We start from the raw sequence: 17,328 nt of genomic DNA, 5'->3' as shown, positions 1-17,328 counted from the left end.
CCCACGCTCTTTTGGCTATGCTACCTGAAATTGACTATTATAAAGGCTAGCATAAAGCGTTGGTGCTTGGAGTAATTCAGAATGCGTTCCTTTTTCGACGATATCGCCGTTTTTCATTACAAGGATCATATCTGCATTTTCAATCGTTGACAAACGGTGGGCAATGACAAAACTTGTCCTGTCTTTTGTCACAGCCTCCATTGCTTGTTGGATCAATGCTTCTGTTCGTGTATCTACACTAGAAGTTGCTTCATCTAAAATAACGACAGGGGGATTTGCCAGAATGACCCGTGCAATTGTTAATAATTGTTGCTGTCCTTGAGATAACGTACCATTTTCGCTAGAGATGATTGTATCATATCCCTCTGGCAGTGTTCGAATAAAGTGATCACATTGCGCGATTTCAGCCGCTTCGATAATTTGTTCTCTCGTGGCATCCATTTTCCCATAGGCAATATTATCGGCCACTGTTCCTTCAAACAGCCAGGTATTTTGTAAGACCATCCCAAAAGAACGGCGTAGTTCTCCACGCGAAAGCTTAGTAATATCGCGGCCGTCAAATTCGATCTTTCCTTTATTCAGTTCATAAAAACGCATCAGCAGATTAACTAAAGTCGTTTTTCCTGCACCAGTTGGTCCAACGATCGCCACAGTTTGTTTTGGTTTTACTGAAAAATCAACTTGATTCATCAATATTTTATCCGATGTGTAACCAAATTGTACATTTTTGAAAGCTATTTTTCCTTTCGGTTCTTCCAAAAGTTTTGCTTCTGGTAAGTCCGGAATTTCATCTGTTTCATCTAATATCTCAAAGATCCTTTCGATTGCAGCCATTGCGGATTGGATCGAGTTGATCACATAAGAAGCAGTGGAAATTGGTTCAGAGATCTGATTGATGTACTGAAGGTAAGCTTGTAAGAAGCCAATCGTCACACCGCCAGAAAGAACGAGTATAGCACCGAATACCGCACTTATGATGAAGGCGAGTTGATTGATGAAACGGATTGCCGGATAGATGGCAAAGTTCATAAATTGAGCACGTTTAAAAGCATTGTATTGTTTTTTGTTTACTTCATGTATGGAAGCTTCTGCATGAGCTTGCTGATTGAATGTTTTGACCACTAGATTACCAGCTAAGATTTCTTCCATCCGATTATTCAAGACACCTAGTTCATATTGGTTTTGTTCAGAAATCTGTTTGTTTTTATTCGCAATTTTAGTTGTAACAATTGAACTTCCAACGATCAGCAATAAGACGAGCAAAGTGAGCTTGCTTTCGATATAAAACAGCATTAGACCAGCAGCAGCTATTGTTACGACAGAAGTGAAAAATTGATTGATACCTGTCAATAACACTTGAGAAAGCTGATTGAGTCCGGTAGTCGTCCGACTGATGATGTCGCCGACTTGATGATTATCAAAAAACGACATCGGTAACGTTTTGAATTTTTTTGTGATTTCTTTTCGCACCCTCAATGTGATCTTTTCGCTTAATGCTGCCATTGTACGTTCTTGGATAAATGAAGCAACACTGCTTAGGACTGAACAGCCGATCAGCAATAAGACAGGGAACAACAATGCTTGTTTGATATCACTGAAAGAAAGCTGTCCAATACCTGTTTTTCTTATTTGCGACAATAAATCATCAATCCCAATTCCCATGATCAAGGGCATGGCTACAACTAATAGGTTGCCCAATAAACTGCATAGAAACAATCCGTAAAAATATTTATGTTCAGGTTTGATCATTTTCCAAAAACGTATCAAAGCGCCTGTGTTTAACGTTTTTTTCTTTTCCATCGAATCCCTTCTTTCTATATTCCTTGTGATTTGGCAAATTCCTGATATGTTTGACAATTAGACAATAGTTCTTCATGAGTACCTTGTCCTACGATTTTTCCTTCATCTAAAACAATGATGTTATCTGCTTGTTGGATCGTACTGAGCCGTTGAGCAACAATCACGAGAGTTTTCTCCGACATGTGTTTATGGAGTGCTGCCCTTAATGCTGCGTCTGTTTTATAGTCTAAAGCGGAAAAACTATCATCGAATACATAGATTTCTGCTGGTTTGATCAATGCTCGAGCAATGCATATCCGCTGTTTCTGTCCGCCAGAATAATTAGAACCACCTTGAGCAACAAAGCTATCTAATCCATCAGGAAGAGTGTCCACTAGTTCTTCTAATTGGGCGATCTTGATCGCTTTAGCCAATTCTTCTGGTAAGGCATGTTCATTTCCCATCTGCAAGTTGCTTAAGATCGTACCGCTGAATAAGAAGGCTTTTTGAGGGACATAACTGATGTGTGAGCGGATCTGTTCCTGCGTCATTTGAGTAAGAGGAATACCACCAAGGGTCACTTTTCCTACCGTAGGATCACTTAGTCTCAAGAGAAGTTTTGCTAAACTGCTTTTTCCAGATCCGGTCCCGCCAACGATCGCCGTTGTTTTTCCTTTAGGTATTGTAAAATCAATATCTTCTAGAACTGGATCAGAAGTTTCAGTATATTTGAATGTGACATGTTCAAAAGCAGCTGCATTTGTCTGATCAAAGGATGGTTTAGCAGCTGTTTGGATCGTCTCTTCTTTAATTTCGATCTCTGCTTCGAGTATTTCTTCTATCCGTCGTAAAGAGGCGAATGATTTAGGGATAATGACCAGTACCATGGCTGCAATCATCAAATAAGCAAGTGTCAGCATAGAGTATTCCACTACCGCGGTCACGACGCCGATCTGTAACGTCCCGTCTGCCACAAGATTTCCGCCAAACCACAAAATAGAAGCATAAACGATTCCCATGAGTAAAAAAGCAATTGGAGTGACCCAAGCAAAGATTCGGTTCACTTTGATCATTTGACTAGCATAATCTGCAAAGGTCTGATTCGTTCGCTTTTCTTCATATGACTGATTATCAAAGGCACGGATCATATTGATTCCCGTAAAGAATTCTCTCAATGTGATGGTGATCCGATCCATTTTTGGTTGGATACTCAAAGATAAAGGCGTTCCTCGTTTCATCAGTCGGTAAACGATCCATACGTAAAAAACAACAGAGAGTAATGTAACCCATGTAAGCAATAGAGAATAACGAAACATCATGAGGATGGTGAAAAAGCAAATAACTGGTGCTGGTAAAATCATTTGGCAAAATAAAACAATCATTTGCTGGACATTATCAACATCATTCGTCATTCTTGTCAAAAGAGATCCAGAACTGAAACGGCTGATATCCTTCATTGACAGTTGTTGGAATTTACGGAAATATTTCTCCCGTGTCTGGAATCCAAACCGAGCGGATGCCAATGCTGAAAAGTAACTAGAGGCAACTGCAGCGATCGTTCCTAGAAATGCTACAAGTAGCATTTCAACGCCGATTTTCTTGATAACAGAGGCTTCGCCACTTGCTATACCTGTGTCGATCAGTTTGGCTACTAATTTTGGTACACCTAATGTACCGGCGATTTGTAAACAGATCATCACAAAGGTAAGGAAAGCGAGTCCTTTGTTTTGCTGTAAGAATTTTTTTAAGATAGTCATATTATTCCTCCTTTTTCCTGATACTTTTCGATTCTATACCTTCAAGTAGCTTGAAGGTCAATAGAAAAAAGAATAAACTGGAAAAGAGGTGAGAAAAAATGAAAAAAATGTACACGATCGGCCAAGTATCGGAACTGTTCGATTTGCCAAAATCAACGATTCGCTATTGGGATGAACAGGGTCTGATTCGGTCAAGCAGACAGAAAGAGAATGATTACCGCTTGTTTGATATCGATGATATTTTTATGCTTTATGATATCGTTTTTTATAGAAAATTAGATATACCGATCAAGCAGATGAAGAATTTATATGGTAAAACATTGACGGAGTTATATGAGACACTTGATGAAACAGAAAAAAGAATCCATAAAGAGCTATTGATAATGAAACAAAAACAGAAAGAGATAAGGGCGCGGAAAAAACAGTTGAAATTGATGATCGATACAAACGAGGAAGAATTTCCTATAGAAGAGATCCCTTTTGACTGTATGATCTCAACGGAATTTGAGGATATTGTGGAAATAAAACAATTTCTACCGAACTATTCGAGTTTTGGAATGATGAGTATGCCAGCTTCCAGTTCGCAAACGATGTACGGCTTTTTTATCGATCCCAGTGAGATACATTTATTTTCCCAAGATGTGATTTGGAAGAAAAAAGATACGACTACTTATCGCCGGTTTTTGTTGAAATCTGAGATGAACCATGCGGAACGTAATAATATCTTAGAAGTCAGAGAAACAATGCATGAAAAAGGGTGGAAAACAGGAGAAGTGATCGGACAATATCTATTGACGAATACGGACGAAAACAATATCAGAATTGAATATTATCATGCATGGATGGAAATGAAAAAATAGGAAAGAAGTGTTTAGGATAAGTGTGATTGAATGGATGGAAATGAAATAAGAGAGAGAAACTGCTCGATTTTTTATTAAAAAAAGATTGACAAAATGAAACGAAAGTGGGATATTAATTAGCAAATAATGAAGCGTTGAAGAGAAGAGTAGCTGATAGGAAATAAGTACAGAGACCTTGGTAGGTGAGAGCAAGGATTGTTTGGTCAGTGAAGATGAGCTCTGAGTTTTTTTGATTGTTCACGCAATCTAAACGGTAAAGCGACCGATAACTCGCCGGGTATACAATCTGTACCGATGAGGCATTATTTGTGAGAATAATGCAAATAAGGGTGGTAACACGAAGTATTCGTCCCTTTTGTCGTTCAACGGCAAAAGAGGCGGGTACTTTTTTCTTTTTTCGAAAAGCTTCTTACGCTTTGTTAAAACATGATTATTGGAGGAGATTTTTTATGACAATTCGAACAACATCACCATTTCGCTATGACATCGTCGGGAGCTTTTTACGTCCTGAAAAGCTGAAAGAGGCAAGGACTCGTTTTACTGATGGGGAAATCACACAAGAAGAACTTCGAAAAGTTGAAGATGAAACGATCATCGAATTGATAAAAAAACAAGAAGGAGCTGGTTTGAAAGCTGTTACTGATGGAGAGTTCCGTCGCAGCTGGTGGCACTTGGACTTCTTTTATGGGTTGAATGGCGTGGAATTTTATGTGCCTGAACATGGTTATTTCTTTCATGGAGAAGAGACACGTCCTGGTACAGTGATTGTGACGGGGAAAATTTCTGGTACGAACCATCCTTTCGTCGAACATTTTAAATTCACTCAGGCTCATACAAGTCAAGGCATCGAAGTGAAACAGACAATTCCTGCTCCAGCTCAAATTTTAGTGGAACTACTTCGTCCGGATATATTACCCCATGTTCGAAAAGTCTATGAAGACAATCAAACATTAATTAAAGATATCATTGCAGCTTATCGTCAAGTGATCGACGACTTATATGAAGCAGGTGCGCGGACGATCCAGCTAGATGATTGTACATGGGGAGTATTAGTTGCACCACTTCCTAAAGGGTTTGCGGTGGATGAGGGAGAAGATGAAAAAGAAGTTCGTCGGGAGCTAGCAAATCTTTATTTAACGATCAATAATGCAGTCTTAGCTGACCAGCCAGATGATTTAATGCTCAATACACATGTCTGTCGCGGGAATTATCATTCTACTTGGGCAGCATCGGGGGGCTATGACGACGTAGCAGATCCATTATTTAGTCAAGAGAATGTCCGTGCCTATTATTTAGAATACGATAGTGAACGTGCTGGGAGTTTTGCACCTTTAGCGAAAGTTTCCGAAGATAAATTAGTTGTATTAGGCTTGATCACAACGAAAAGTGGTGAACTGGAAGAGCGCCAGCAAGTGATTGACCGGATCTACGAAGCGACACGATATCTGCCTTTGGATCGTTTGTGCTTAAGTCCTCAATGCGGATTTGCTTCAACAGAAGAAGGAAATATTTTGTCTGAAGAAGAACAATGGGAAAAGATTGCTTTTGTCAAAAGCATTGCAGAAGAAGTTTGGGGGAACAATTAAATCATGCAGGAGAGCTTGCTAGGAAAGAACACTATGGTATAATCAGAATGCTTAATATTAATTACTGAGGGAGACTTATGAAAAAGAAAATTCTTAAATTTATCGGATGGTTCTTCGGGATCATTCTCGGGATCGTGTTTGCAATCTTTCTTGCCTTCCAGCTTTCCCCCAGACCTGGAGCATTCTTGATCAACCATATGTTTTCAAATACTGTTCAAATCACCGATCAGAAAACGTTCAATCAAGCAGAAAAAAACGTGGCGAAAAAAACAGATTTGACGTATGAGTCCAACTATAAAGAGAATACGTATGATATCTACTATCCAAAAAACAGCAAGGGACCTGTGCCTGTTCTGTTTTGGGTACATGGTGGAGGGTTCGTCGGCGGAGATAAATCAGGTGTCAAGGAATTTGCGACAAAATTAGTATCAGACGCCAACATCGCAGTGGTTGCGATGAATTATGAATTAGCGCCTGATTCAGAATACCCTAATCAAGTTCTTCAAGTGAATGAGCTGGTCAAAGATTTATTAGCTGAAGAAAAAGACGACAAACTGCTAGACATGGAACAACTATTTTTTGGCGGAGATAGTGCAGGTGCACAAATCGCTTTGCAATATGCAGCTCTACAAACAAACGAAGCATATGCCAAACAAATGAAAATCAAACAGGTACTTCCAAAAGATAGTTTGAAAGGAACCATTTCTTATTGCGGACCCGTTGATTTGAAGCTAACAGCACAGCAACATTCGGATGATCGATTTATGAAGTTCTTCGTCAAAACTGTTGCATGGTCGTTGATTGGAACAAAAGATTGGAAAACGAGCGAGCAACTGAAAGAAGCTAGTGTGGCTGACCATGTTTCTAAGGAATTTCCGCCAACGTATATAACTGACGGAAATGCATACTCATTCCAGGAGCAAGGTCAAGCATTAGAAAATCGGTTGACAGAATTAAAGGTACCCGTGCAATCCTTGTTTTATACAGATACAAAAAAAGAGATTACCCATGAATACCAATTTGATTACACGCTAAAAGAATCGCAAAATTGTTACCAGCAGACATTGGATTTTGTGAATAAGTATAAGTAAGAGGTTGTGAAAAAGCCGTTTAGTTTTGAGTATGAAGAAACGAAGCGGCTTTTCACAACCTCTCTTTCAATACCTTTTTGTTCTTGGGATAAAACTTTCCCGAACAATCAATCGCGCAGGATAAGTCAAAATGATTGGTTCGTCCCGTATACCGTCAATTCGCTCTAATGCCATTCGAACAGCTGCTTGCCCAATTGATTTCGCATTGATTTGAACACTGGTCAAGCCAGGGGAGAGGTTTGCGATTGTCTCGATATTATCAAAGCTTGCTACAACAATCTCTTCTCCAATTTGGATATTTTTTTGTTTCAATGCCCGATAGACACCGATTGCCATTGGATCGCTCCCGACAAGAATGGCAGTAGGAAGAGGGGATTCATTTTCTAATAGATCAGTCGCAAGTACCTCACCTTGTTTTTCAGTCCAGCCACCTAGACGATAAGACATATATTTTTCTAAGTGATGATCGATCATAAAATGCTGATAGGCACGCATCCTCTTTTCGTTTATAGAAATCTGCTTCCCACCGAATTCATCCATATCGACTTTATATCCCCCGATATAGGCTATTCTTCTATGGCCATTTTCTAAGAACAATTCCAGTACGGTTTTAGTCATCCGTTCAAGATCTGCATACACCATATCGACCTCTTGCTGGATGTCAGGGTTATCCACGACGACTATTTGCATGTTTTGTTTTAACAAGGCGGTAATCGATTCTTTCGTAACAGTCCCAACAACGATCACCGCACCTAACTGATCTAGATCTTCCCATTGTTTAGGATTATCAGATAGATTATAGATTCGATTCATCCCTAAATGCAGACGTCGAGCCTCTTCTTCCATCCCTACTCGCAAATGTTTGTAATAGATATCCTGTTCTTCGCTAGCTTTGCCGATCGTAGAGATCACACCAATCGAAGGCATTCTCTTTTTGATATATTTACGAGTACTGATATCATAATCCAACGCAGCAGCTGCCTCTATTATCCGTTGCCGAGTAGCCTGAGCCACATGGATCGTCTGATCGTTATTCAACACGCGGGAAACTGTAGCAGGGGAGACATTTGCCTTTCGTGCGACATCTCTAATTCCAACCATTTTTACACACTCCTCAAAAAAATAAAAAATTTCTATTGACAAAATTGTTTAGTAAACAGTATACAGGAATTATAAAAAAAGTAAACGGTTTCCGTTTTGATGGGAGTGAAATGATGGATATTACGCATAGAAAAACAGAAAAAAATTTCATCTTATTTGATGAAAAGAGCCGAGTCTTCCATTTACGAAATACATTTCTTTCTTATCTGATAAAGATAGAAGAGAGCAATGTATTGGCGCATATTTATTTTGGCAAACCAGTCAAGCAGTACAAAGACAATAAAAATTATCCCCGAAGAGATCGTGGATTTTCAGGAAATGTTCCCTTAAATCCTGACCGGTCTCTGTCGAAAGATACACTACCGCAAGAATACTCTTCTCATGGCAGCATGGACTTTCGAACGCCCGCATCGATCATTCAGCGCAAGAATGGGTCAGACTTACTGGATCTGAGATATGACAGCCATTATATTACAGATGGGAAGCCAGACATCGAAGGCTTGCCTCAAACTTATGTGCTAGACAAGTCAGAGGCACAAACGTTGGTGATTTCACTCAAGGATAGAGAAACAGCGATTTATTTCGATTTGTTCTATACCATATTTAGTGATAGAGCAGTGATCACACGATCTGTAAAGATAAGAAATGAAACCGGAGAAACAATCAAACTAGAAAAAGCAGCTAGTTTCCAGCTAGACTTTGCCCATACTAGGCGATTTGATGAAGTCATTGCTTTGCCAGGAGCACATGTCAATGAAAGACAGATCTCACGGCAATCTCTTTTATCTGGAACAAAAGTATTTGAAAGCCGTCGAGGAACGAGCAGTCACCATATGAATAACTTTATTGCTTTAGTTCATCATCATACGACAGAAAACACTGGAGAAGCGATCGGACTTCAATTTGTTTATTCCGGCAACCATTCTTTCGAACTTGAAAAAGATCAGATCAATCAATTGAGAGTCGTCGGTGGGATCAACAGCCATCGTTTTTCGTGGGAATTGAATGCAAATCAGTCTTTTCAAACACCTGAAATGATCCTTTCTTACTCAAGTCAGGGATTGAACAAAATGAGTCAGATCCACCATGAGTTGCTACGTGAAAGAATCGCAAGAGGTCGTCATCAATTTGCTGAACGGCCGATTCTTGTCAATAACTGGGAAGCCACTTACTTTGACTTCAATAGTGAAAAAATCAAGGCGATCATTGATGAAGCAAAGGAGCTAGGCATCGAAATGTTCGTATTAGATGATGGCTGGTTTGGAAAAAGAGATGCGGACAATTCTTCATTAGGAGACTGGTTCGAGTATGAAGGCAAGTTGACAAATGGATTACGTGAAATAGCAGATTATGCTCATAGCAAAGGATTGAAATTTGGTTTATGGTTTGAACCAGAAATGATCTCCATTGATTCTGAACTGTATCGAACACATCCTGATTTTCTTATGCAGGAGCCAGGTAGAATGCCTTCTGCTTCCAGATCACAACATGTACTGGATTTTACAAGGTTAGATGTTCGGCAGACGGTTGAGAAACAAATGAGAAAGATTTTAGACACGATTCCTCTTGACTACATCAAATGGGATATGAACCGTTCGCTTTCAGATGTCTATTCGATTACCCTTGACCCACAGAGACAAGGAGAAGTAGCGCATCGTTATATGCTCGGGCTTTATGAACTACTCGAACATTTGACAGCTGATTATCCGGAAATCTTATGGGAAGGCTGTTCTGGTGGAGGTGGGCGGTTTGATGCTGGTTTTATTTATTATATGCCGCAGTCATGGACAAGTGATAACACGGATGCAGTGGAGCGTATGAAAATCCAATATGGAACAAGTCTTGCTTATCCGATTTCGTCCATCACGGCTCATGTATCAGCTGTACCAAATCATCAGACTGGCAGATCTACTTCGTTGAAAACAAGAGGAGAAACAGCTATGAGCGCTGTTTTTGGTTATGAACTGGATTTGACAAAGCTGTCTCCTAAAGAAAAAAAGCAAGTCAAAGACCAAATTATATCCTATCAAACGATTCGTCCGGTGATTCAGTACGGCCATTATTATCGTTTGGCGAGTCCTTTTGAAGAAAATATTGCCGCATGGATGTTTGTGTCTCCTAAACAAGATGAAGCTATTGTGTTTTTAGGGAGGATACTAGCTTCAGCGCAACCAGTGTTCCATGAAGTATATCTGATGGGGTTAGATGATGAGGCACTTTATCAGGAACAGACCTCGAAGCGGATATTTTCGGGGGCCGAATTGATGACAGTCGGACTGTACTTCCCTGATTTTCAAGGTGATTTCCAAACAGAGTTGCTTCATTTCAAAAAGTTATGAGAGAGAAGGAAAAAAGTATGAAAGCAAATATAAAATGGTTAGATGATCCACAAGTTTTTAGAGTGAACCAATCAAATGCACATAGCGATCATGTTTGCTATGCAACAAGGGAAGAAGTAGAAACCACATCCTCCCTTAAACAGTCTTTAAATGGAACATGGCGTTTTTATTATTCGCCAAATCCTTCGGTACGTCCAAAAACATTTTATAAAAAAGATTTTGATGCCTGTTCTTTTGATGAAATCACTGTTCCTAGTCATATTGAATTAGCAAATTATGACAAGATCCATTACATCAATACGATGTATCCGTGGGAGGGACATGTATTTCGCCGTCCCCCTTTCACGACAAGCCCTGAGAAAGAGGCGGAAGGGATATTTTCAACTGCTAAAGACAATCCAGTGGGTTCGTATTTGACGACTTTTCGATTAGAAGAAGGTCTAAAGGGAAAACAAATCTCGATTCATTTTGCTGGTGTAGAACAAGCAATGTTCCTTTGGTTGAATGGTCATTTTATCGGGTATGCCGAAGATTCGTTCACTCCGTCTGAATTTGATTTAACACCTTATTTGGAAGAAGAAAATATTCTAGCTGTGGAGGTTTACAAAAGAAGTACAGCTGCATTCTTGGAAGATCAGGACTTTTTCCGATTTTTTGGGATCTTTAGAGATGTCTTCTTAGTTGCTCGAGGACAAAACCATTTAGAAGATCTTTGGATCAAATCTCGCTTAGATGACAAATGTCAAAATGGAAAACTTGAAGTAGATTTGTCTTTTGAGCAAGTAGCCCAAAACAGTCAGCTGAATGTAGCGATACTAGATCCTGAGGGGAAGGAAATCTATCAACAGCAATATCCGTTAAAAGAGCAAATGACGATTCGGATAGATGGATTTGAAAACGTGGCACTGTGGGGGCATTTTCAGCCCAATTTATATAAGCTTGAATTGGAGACGATAGACGAAGAAAAAAGAGTAACAGAATATATTGACTATTCCTTCGGTTTTCGTAAAATCGAAATCAAAGATAAAATCATCTACTTCAATGGAAAACGGATGATCATCAACGGGGTAAATCGACATGAGTGGCATCCAAAAAAAGGACGCGCCATCACTATAGAAGATATGGAAAAAGATTTGGCTATCATAAAAAATGCAAAGATCAACGGCGTACGGACATCTCATTACCCCAACCAGATCACTTGGTATTATTTATGCGACCAAGCAGGCATCCATGTGATGGCGGAAACGAACCTCGAATCCCACGGCTCATGGCAAAAAATGGGTGCATTTGAGCCTTCTTACAACGTGCCAGGTGCAGTACCTCAGTGGCAAGCCGCTGTTCTTGATCGGGCAAAAACGAATTTCGAAACATTAAAAAACCATCCAAGCATTCTTTTTTGGTCTCTTGGAAATGAATCCTATGCGGAAGAAAACATTCGACAAATGAACGATTACTTCAAAAAAGTAGACCCGGATCGACTCGTCCATTATGAAGGGAATTTTCCAAATCCAGCATTCGAAGATTCGATTTCAGATGTAAAAAGCTGCATGTATGCGCCACCAGAAGAGATCGTTGACTACCTTGAAAATAAAGCGGAAAAACCGTTCATCTTATGTGAATACATGCATGACATGGGGAATTCGTTAGGTGGAATGGATTCTTACATGACGTTGCTTGATCGTTATGAAATGTACCAAGGGGGCTATATATGGGATTTTAAAGATCAGGCGATCCAAGTGACTGATCCAATCACTGGTCGAGAAGTGATGCGCTATGGCGGTGACTTTGACGATAAACCAAGTGACTATGAATTCTCAGGGAATGGAATCGTTTTTGCAGATGGACAAGAAAAACCCGCCATGCAGGAGGTAAGATATTATTATGAAAAATACAGTAAATAAAAGTCATATGGAGACGGAAAAAGTTGCAATCGTCTTCGGCGACTGTACATTAGGTGTCAAATCGGGAAATACGCATTATATTTTTTCTTATACAAGAGGCGGACTGGAATCACTCAATAAAAACGGAAAAGAATGGCTATACCGGGAAACACTTCCAGTTTTTTGGCGGGCAACGACCGATAATGACAGAGGTAGCGGATTTGGATTTAAATCTGGTATGTGGTTAGGAGCCGGATTGTATCCAAAAGTCAAAGAAATAGAAGTACTGGTGGACAATAAAAAGATCGATTTGCCGATTGCTCCAGTAAATAATCAATATTCAAGTAATGAATACGCTGGAACGGTTGAAATCATTTTTACACTGGAAATCAACACAGTACCAAAAACACAAGTGACAATTTCCTACCAAATCGCTGGAGAGGGTAAAATGCTTGTTAAGATGCATTATGATGGACAAAAAGGGTTGCCGGAATTACCAGCATTGGGTATAAGGTTCATTATGCCAACAAAAGCAAAATTCTTTGAGTATGAAGGTTTATCAGGGGAAACATATCCGGATCGGCTGGCTGGTGGTATCGAAGGTATTTATAAAGTGGAAGGACTCCCTATCCCTCCATACCTTGTTCCCCAAGAATGCGGTATGCATATGGAAACGAAATGGGTAGAACTAACAAGAAATCAAACATTGGATAATACGGACAACGATCAAGAAGACTTTTCGTTGCGATTTGAACAGCAGGATACGCCATTTGCTTTTTCCGCTTTACCATTCAAAGCAGAAGAACTGGAACAGGCGACACATATAGAAGAACTACCGCCAGAAAGACGAACGGTTCTTACGATTTTTGCAAAAGTAAGAGGAGTCGGGGGTATCAATAGCTGGGGAGCGGATGTTGAGTCACCTTACCGCATCAGCGGCGAAGAGGACCATGAAATCAGTTTTATTATCCAGTAGCGATCTTTAGATTATTATTTGAAAAACGGAGTGTACAAGACAAAGCTGCTTTATTCTATATGTCATGAACAAGGGAGTAAAAGAGTCTCAGAGTCTTTTGTTCATGACTGTTTTCTTCAATAAAACCAATTGTTATTTTTCTGAAAAACAAAGTTAACTATCAGAAAATTAAAAAAAGTTTCACAAAAATGATTGACAGTCGATTTTTTTATGTCTATACTAGGTACAATTCTTACATCAGTTTGGAGCGATTTTTTATGAAATCTAGAAAACTTACAAAACTGAATACGTATTACTTTAGCTATTTTAGATAGGTTTGTATTCATGACTTCGTGGGTACAAACAAACCAAGTTTGTATCTATGATGGCTAAAGATTTTTAAACACGACTTACAGCCACGTAGAGAAATTCATCTATAGTGGCTATTTTATATTTTTGCAGCGCTTTTTAAGGCTCGTTGAAGATGTTCACTGTAGAGGCAATTTCCTACAGGGACATCTTTTTTTGTTGATTATCCGAGTCATAAGTAGGAAAGAAGGAGCGAAAATGAGAACAACAGGACACGGTCGTTTAGTAGGGATTTATGTAAAACCACCTTGAAAAAGTAAAGAAAATCAGCCAAGATAGATAAGTAAACAAAAGAAAGCGGGAAAAACAATGATAGTAATTATGAAAAAAGAAGCAACGGAAGAACAAGTAAAAAAAGTCGTCGATCATATCGAAAAAGAAGGATTCAAAGTCTCAATCGATCAAGGAACAGAACGAGTAGTGATTGGACTAAAAGGTGATACGCGAAGTTTACAAGAAGGAGCATTTACACGCTACGAAGGAGTAGAAAATGCTGTGCGTATTTTAAACACATACAAATTGACTTCTCGAGAATTCCATCCTGGCAATACAGTCGTGGATGTAGACGGAGTAAAAATTGGTGACGGTAGTTTCGTGACGATGGCTGGTCCTTGTTCTATCGAAGGATTAGACCAAATCAGAGAATGTGCGCGAATGGCCAAAGCCGGGGGTGCAAAAATTCTGCGAGGTGGTGCCTTCAAACCACGTACTTCTCCATATGCTTTCCAAGGCTTAGAAGAAGAAGGATTGAAATACATCCGTCAAGCGGCTGATGAATTTGGAATGAAAGTGATTACTGAAGTGATGGATGAAGGGCATATCGACATGGTGGCTGAGTACAGCGATATCCTACAGATTGGCGCACGTAATATGCAAAATTTCAAACTGCTATCTGCTGTCGGTAAAACAGGTAAACCTGTTGGATTGAAACGTGGGATTTCTGGTACGATCAATGAATGGCTTAATGCTGCAGAATACATTGCAGTCGAAGACAAATCTCCTGTCATTTTTATCGAACGTGGGATTCGGACTTACGAGACAGCTACACGTAATACGTTTGATTTAAGTGCTGTCCCATTGATGAAAAAATTAACTCATTTCCCTGTGATCGTTGATCCAAGTCATGGTACAGGTATTTGGGATCTTGTACCACCAATGGCCCGTGCGGGTGTGGCAAGCGGAGCAGATGGCATGATCGTAGAGATCCATCCTGATCCTGCAAATGCTTGGTCAGACGGTCCCCAATCGTTGAATGAAAAGACATACTCACGCATGATGAAAGAAGTGACGATCATGAAAGAAGCAATGGAAAAGATTCAAACACTCGATTAATGCCAGCTTTTTAAAAGAAAGAAGTGAAACGAATGCTTACTGTACATGTTGATAACCAGAAATACGATATTCATATTGAAGAAGGTGCACTAGAACAGGCTGGATCATGGCTTCAAACGATTTGGAAGCCTCAAAAAGTAGCTGTGATCACTGATACCAACGTTGCTCCACTGTATGCGGAAAAAATCATGTTCCAATTGAGACAAGCTGATTTTGAACCAGTCCTTTCAATCGTACCGGCGGGTGAGACCAGTAAATCTTTGGAACAAGCAGCTGAGTTATACGATTTTTTGGCAGATAATGATTTTACCCGTAGCGATGGAATACTTGCACTTGGTGGAGGAATGGTGGGTGATCTAGCCGCATTCGTGGCCTCGACGTTCATGCGTGGGATCCATTTCGTTCAACTTCCGACTACGCTACTTGCACAAGTAGATTCTAGTATCGGCGGGAAGACAGCAGTCAATACAAACAAAGCGAAGAACCTTGTCGGAACATTTAGCCAGCCAGATGGCGTATTGATTGATCCTGAGGTTCTAAAGACTTTGCCGGTACGTCGTTTACGAGAAGGGATCGCTGAAATCATCAAATCAGCAGCTATAGCAGATGCAATGCTTTGGCAACAGCTGAATGAGCTGAAAGACGAAAAAAATCTTTTGGAACATGCTGTTCCAATCATCACTGCTACGTTGAAAATCAAGCGAAAAGTAGTGGAAGAAGATGTCTTTGACCAAGGAAATCGACTTATTTTAAATTTTGGTCATACAATTGGCCATGCAATTGAAAATACAGCAGGATATGGGGTAGTCAGTCATGGAGAAGGAGTAGCTATTGGAATGGTAGCCATCACTTCTCATGCAGAAAAAATCGGCTTGTCTCCAACTGGATCGACAGCTGCATTAGAAAGGATACTCCAAAAATTCCACCTGCCGATTACTTACGATCTAAGTCATTCAGAGGGATTATTCCACGCGATAACCCATGATAAGAAAGCAAGAGGAAGCCAATTGAATATCATCTTACTAGAAAAGATTGGGCAAGCAAAAATCGTACCTGTTCCCACAGAGACATTCAAAGATTACTTAGGAGGACTGTAAGATGCGTTATATGACTGCGGGAGAATCCCATGGACCAGAATTAACAGCGATTATTGAAGGACTACCAGCAGGGTTACCTCTATCAGAAGAAGAAATCAATCACGAACTCGCTCGCAGACAAGCTGGTTACGGCAGAGGAGGAAGGATGAAGATCGAAAAAGACCGTGTTCGTATCACGTCTGGCATCCGTCACGGCAAAACAATTGGTTCACCTGTCACTTTAGTGGTAGAAAATAAAGATTGGAAAAATTGGACAACTGTCATGTCTGTAGCAGAAGTACCTGAAAAAGACCAATCACTGCGGCGAGTTGCACGTCCGCGTCCAGGACACGCGGATTTGGTAGGCGGTATGAAATACCATCATCGAGATCTTCGGAATGTGCTTGAACGGTCCTCTGCAAGAGAGACGACCATGCGTGTAGCAATCGGCGCAATTGCCAGGAAAATTCTGGAAGAACTTGACATCATCGTAGCCGGACACGTGATTTGTCTTGGTGGAATCCAAGCAGAAATACCTGAAAATATCTCCATTCAAGAAATCAAAGAAATTTCTGAAGCATCAGAAGTACGGGTTGTTGATTCAGCAGTCGAGCAAAGAATAAAAGAACTGATCGATCAGACAAAGAAAAATGGAGACACGATCGGAGGAATTGTAGAAGTGCTCGTTGGAGGCGTTCCAGCTGGATTAGGAAGCTATGTACAATGGGACACGAAGCTAGATGCCAAAATCGCGCAAGCTGTGGTTAGTATCAATGCCTTTAAAGGAGTAGAATTTGGGGTCGGATTCACTGCTGGATCATTACCAGGATCAGAAGTGATGGATGAGATCTTATGGGAAGAAGAACGAGGCTACTTCCGACGTAGCAATAATCTAGGCGGCTTCGAAGGCGGGATGACCAATGGCGAACCACTTATTATCCGCGGGGTCATGAAACCCATCCCTACATTGTACAAGCCACTTCAAAGTGTTGATATCGATACAAAAGCACCTTACAAAGCAAGTGTAGAACGTTCGGATAGTACAGCAGTTCCTGCAGCTAGCGTCGTTGCGGAAAATGTTGTAGCCACTGTAGTAGCGACAGAGCTATTGTCAAAATTCCCAAGTGATTCGCTTGTTGAGTTGAAAGCTGCAGTGAAGGAGTACCGTGACTACTTGAAACATTATTAAAGAGGGGGCAAATA

General features: G+C 40.2%; 12 protein-coding genes and 1 other annotated feature. Of the genes, 9 read left to right on the top strand and 3 right to left on the bottom strand.

What is annotated here, in order from left to right; genetic code table 11:
* Positions 1-15: 15 nt before the first annotated feature.
* Complete coding sequence (locus tag ESP02_RS06305) at positions 16-1,800, bottom strand: ABC transporter ATP-binding protein (RefSeq protein ID WP_002400264.1); 1,785 nt, start codon at positions 1,798-1,800, stop codon at positions 16-18.
* Between the two features lie 14 nt (positions 1,801-1,814).
* Positions 1,815-3,536, bottom strand: coding sequence for an ABC transporter ATP-binding protein (locus tag ESP02_RS06300; protein WP_002400263.1), 1,722 nt, complete (start codon positions 3,534-3,536; stop codon positions 1,815-1,817).
* Between the two features lie 98 nt (positions 3,537-3,634).
* On the opposite strand from ESP02_RS06300, the gene ESP02_RS06295 reads away from it, so the two are divergent.
* The 3 genes from ESP02_RS06295 (at position 3,635) to ESP02_RS06285 (ending at position 7,073) form a co-directional block, all read left to right on the top strand.
* A complete protein-coding gene (locus tag ESP02_RS06295; protein ID WP_002400262.1) occupies positions 3,635-4,396 on the top strand; it encodes a MerR family transcriptional regulator in 762 nt (253 codons plus the stop codon).
* A gap of 125 nt (positions 4,397-4,521) precedes the next feature.
* Positions 4,522-4,753, top strand: a binding site (T-box leader).
* A 92-nt stretch (positions 4,754-4,845) separates the two neighbouring features.
* The gene (locus ESP02_RS06290) at positions 4,846-5,982 is read left to right on the top strand and encodes a 5-methyltetrahydropteroyltriglutamate--homocysteine S-methyltransferase (RefSeq protein WP_025478316.1); all 1,137 of its coding nucleotides are present in this window, start codon (positions 4,846-4,848) and stop codon (positions 5,980-5,982) included.
* A gap of 77 nt (positions 5,983-6,059) precedes the next feature.
* The gene (locus ESP02_RS06285) at positions 6,060-7,073 is read left to right on the top strand and encodes an alpha/beta hydrolase (RefSeq protein WP_010732464.1); all 1,014 of its coding nucleotides are present in this window, start codon (positions 6,060-6,062) and stop codon (positions 7,071-7,073) included.
* A 66-nt stretch (positions 7,074-7,139) separates the two neighbouring features.
* Here ESP02_RS06285 and ESP02_RS06280 read toward each other — a convergent pair whose 3' ends face one another.
* A complete protein-coding gene (locus ESP02_RS06280; protein ID WP_002400258.1) occupies positions 7,140-8,174 on the bottom strand; it encodes a LacI family DNA-binding transcriptional regulator in 1,035 nt (344 codons plus the stop codon).
* Between the two features lie 113 nt (positions 8,175-8,287).
* Here ESP02_RS06280 and ESP02_RS06275 point away from each other — a divergent pair, with 113 nt between their 5' ends.
* From ESP02_RS06275 to aroC, 6 genes are all read left to right on the top strand, one after another.
* A complete protein-coding gene (locus ESP02_RS06275; RefSeq protein WP_025478315.1) occupies positions 8,288-10,513 on the top strand; it encodes an alpha-galactosidase in 2,226 nt (741 codons plus the stop codon).
* A gap of 17 nt (positions 10,514-10,530) precedes the next feature.
* Positions 10,531-12,414: a glycoside hydrolase family 2 TIM barrel-domain containing protein gene (locus tag ESP02_RS06270; RefSeq protein WP_038398754.1), complete on the top strand. Its 1,884-nt coding sequence runs from the start codon at positions 10,531-10,533 to the stop codon at positions 12,412-12,414.
* Entirely contained in the window at positions 12,395-13,369 is a 975-nt protein-coding gene (locus ESP02_RS06265) for a beta-galactosidase small subunit (protein WP_002372879.1), read from the top strand. The genes ESP02_RS06270 and ESP02_RS06265 overlap by 20 nt, the downstream gene beginning before the upstream one ends.
* A 657-nt stretch (positions 13,370-14,026) precedes the next feature.
* Positions 14,027-15,049: a 3-deoxy-7-phosphoheptulonate synthase gene (aroF, locus tag ESP02_RS06260; protein ID WP_002313693.1), complete on the top strand. Its 1,023-nt coding sequence runs from the start codon at positions 14,027-14,029 to the stop codon at positions 15,047-15,049.
* 32 nt (positions 15,050-15,081) lie between these two features.
* Positions 15,082-16,146, top strand: coding sequence for a 3-dehydroquinate synthase (gene aroB / locus ESP02_RS06255; RefSeq protein WP_002372877.1), 1,065 nt, complete (start codon positions 15,082-15,084; stop codon positions 16,144-16,146).
* Between the two features lies 1 nt (position 16,147).
* A complete protein-coding gene (gene aroC / locus ESP02_RS06250; protein ID WP_038398757.1) occupies positions 16,148-17,314 on the top strand; it encodes a chorismate synthase in 1,167 nt (388 codons plus the stop codon).
* Positions 17,315-17,328 lie beyond the last annotated feature (14 nt).

The organism is Enterococcus sp. NBRC 3427, assembly GCF_007996925.1.
Lineage (GTDB): Bacteria > Bacillota > Bacilli > Lactobacillales > Enterococcaceae > Enterococcus_B > Enterococcus_B lactis.
Note: the sequence above shows the minus strand (reverse complement) of the source record. Positions and strands in the feature narration are given on the sequence as shown.

Coding starts and splice junctions, on each gene's coding strand:
- ESP02_RS06305 (WP_002400264.1), bottom strand. CDS start 1,800: ATGGAAAAGAAAAAAACGTTAAACACAGGCGCTTTGATACGTTTTTGG.
- ESP02_RS06300 (WP_002400263.1), bottom strand. CDS start 3,536: ATGACTATCTTAAAAAAATTCTTACAGCAAAACAAAGGACTCGCTTTC.
- ESP02_RS06295 (WP_002400262.1), top strand. CDS start 3,635: ATGAAAAAAATGTACACGATCGGCCAAGTATCGGAACTGTTCGATTTG.
- ESP02_RS06290 (WP_025478316.1), top strand. CDS start 4,846: ATGACAATTCGAACAACATCACCATTTCGCTATGACATCGTCGGGAGC.
- ESP02_RS06285 (WP_010732464.1), top strand. CDS start 6,060: ATGAAAAAGAAAATTCTTAAATTTATCGGATGGTTCTTCGGGATCATT.
- ESP02_RS06280 (WP_002400258.1), bottom strand. CDS start 8,174: ATGGTTGGAATTAGAGATGTCGCACGAAAGGCAAATGTCTCCCCTGCT.
- ESP02_RS06275 (WP_025478315.1), top strand. CDS start 8,288: ATGGATATTACGCATAGAAAAACAGAAAAAAATTTCATCTTATTTGAT.
- ESP02_RS06270 (WP_038398754.1), top strand. CDS start 10,531: ATGAAAGCAAATATAAAATGGTTAGATGATCCACAAGTTTTTAGAGTG.
- ESP02_RS06265 (WP_002372879.1), top strand. CDS start 12,395: ATGAAAAATACAGTAAATAAAAGTCATATGGAGACGGAAAAAGTTGCA.
- aroF (WP_002313693.1), top strand. CDS start 14,027: ATGATAGTAATTATGAAAAAAGAAGCAACGGAAGAACAAGTAAAAAAA.
- aroB (WP_002372877.1), top strand. CDS start 15,082: ATGCTTACTGTACATGTTGATAACCAGAAATACGATATTCATATTGAA.
- aroC (WP_038398757.1), top strand. CDS start 16,148: ATGCGTTATATGACTGCGGGAGAATCCCATGGACCAGAATTAACAGCG.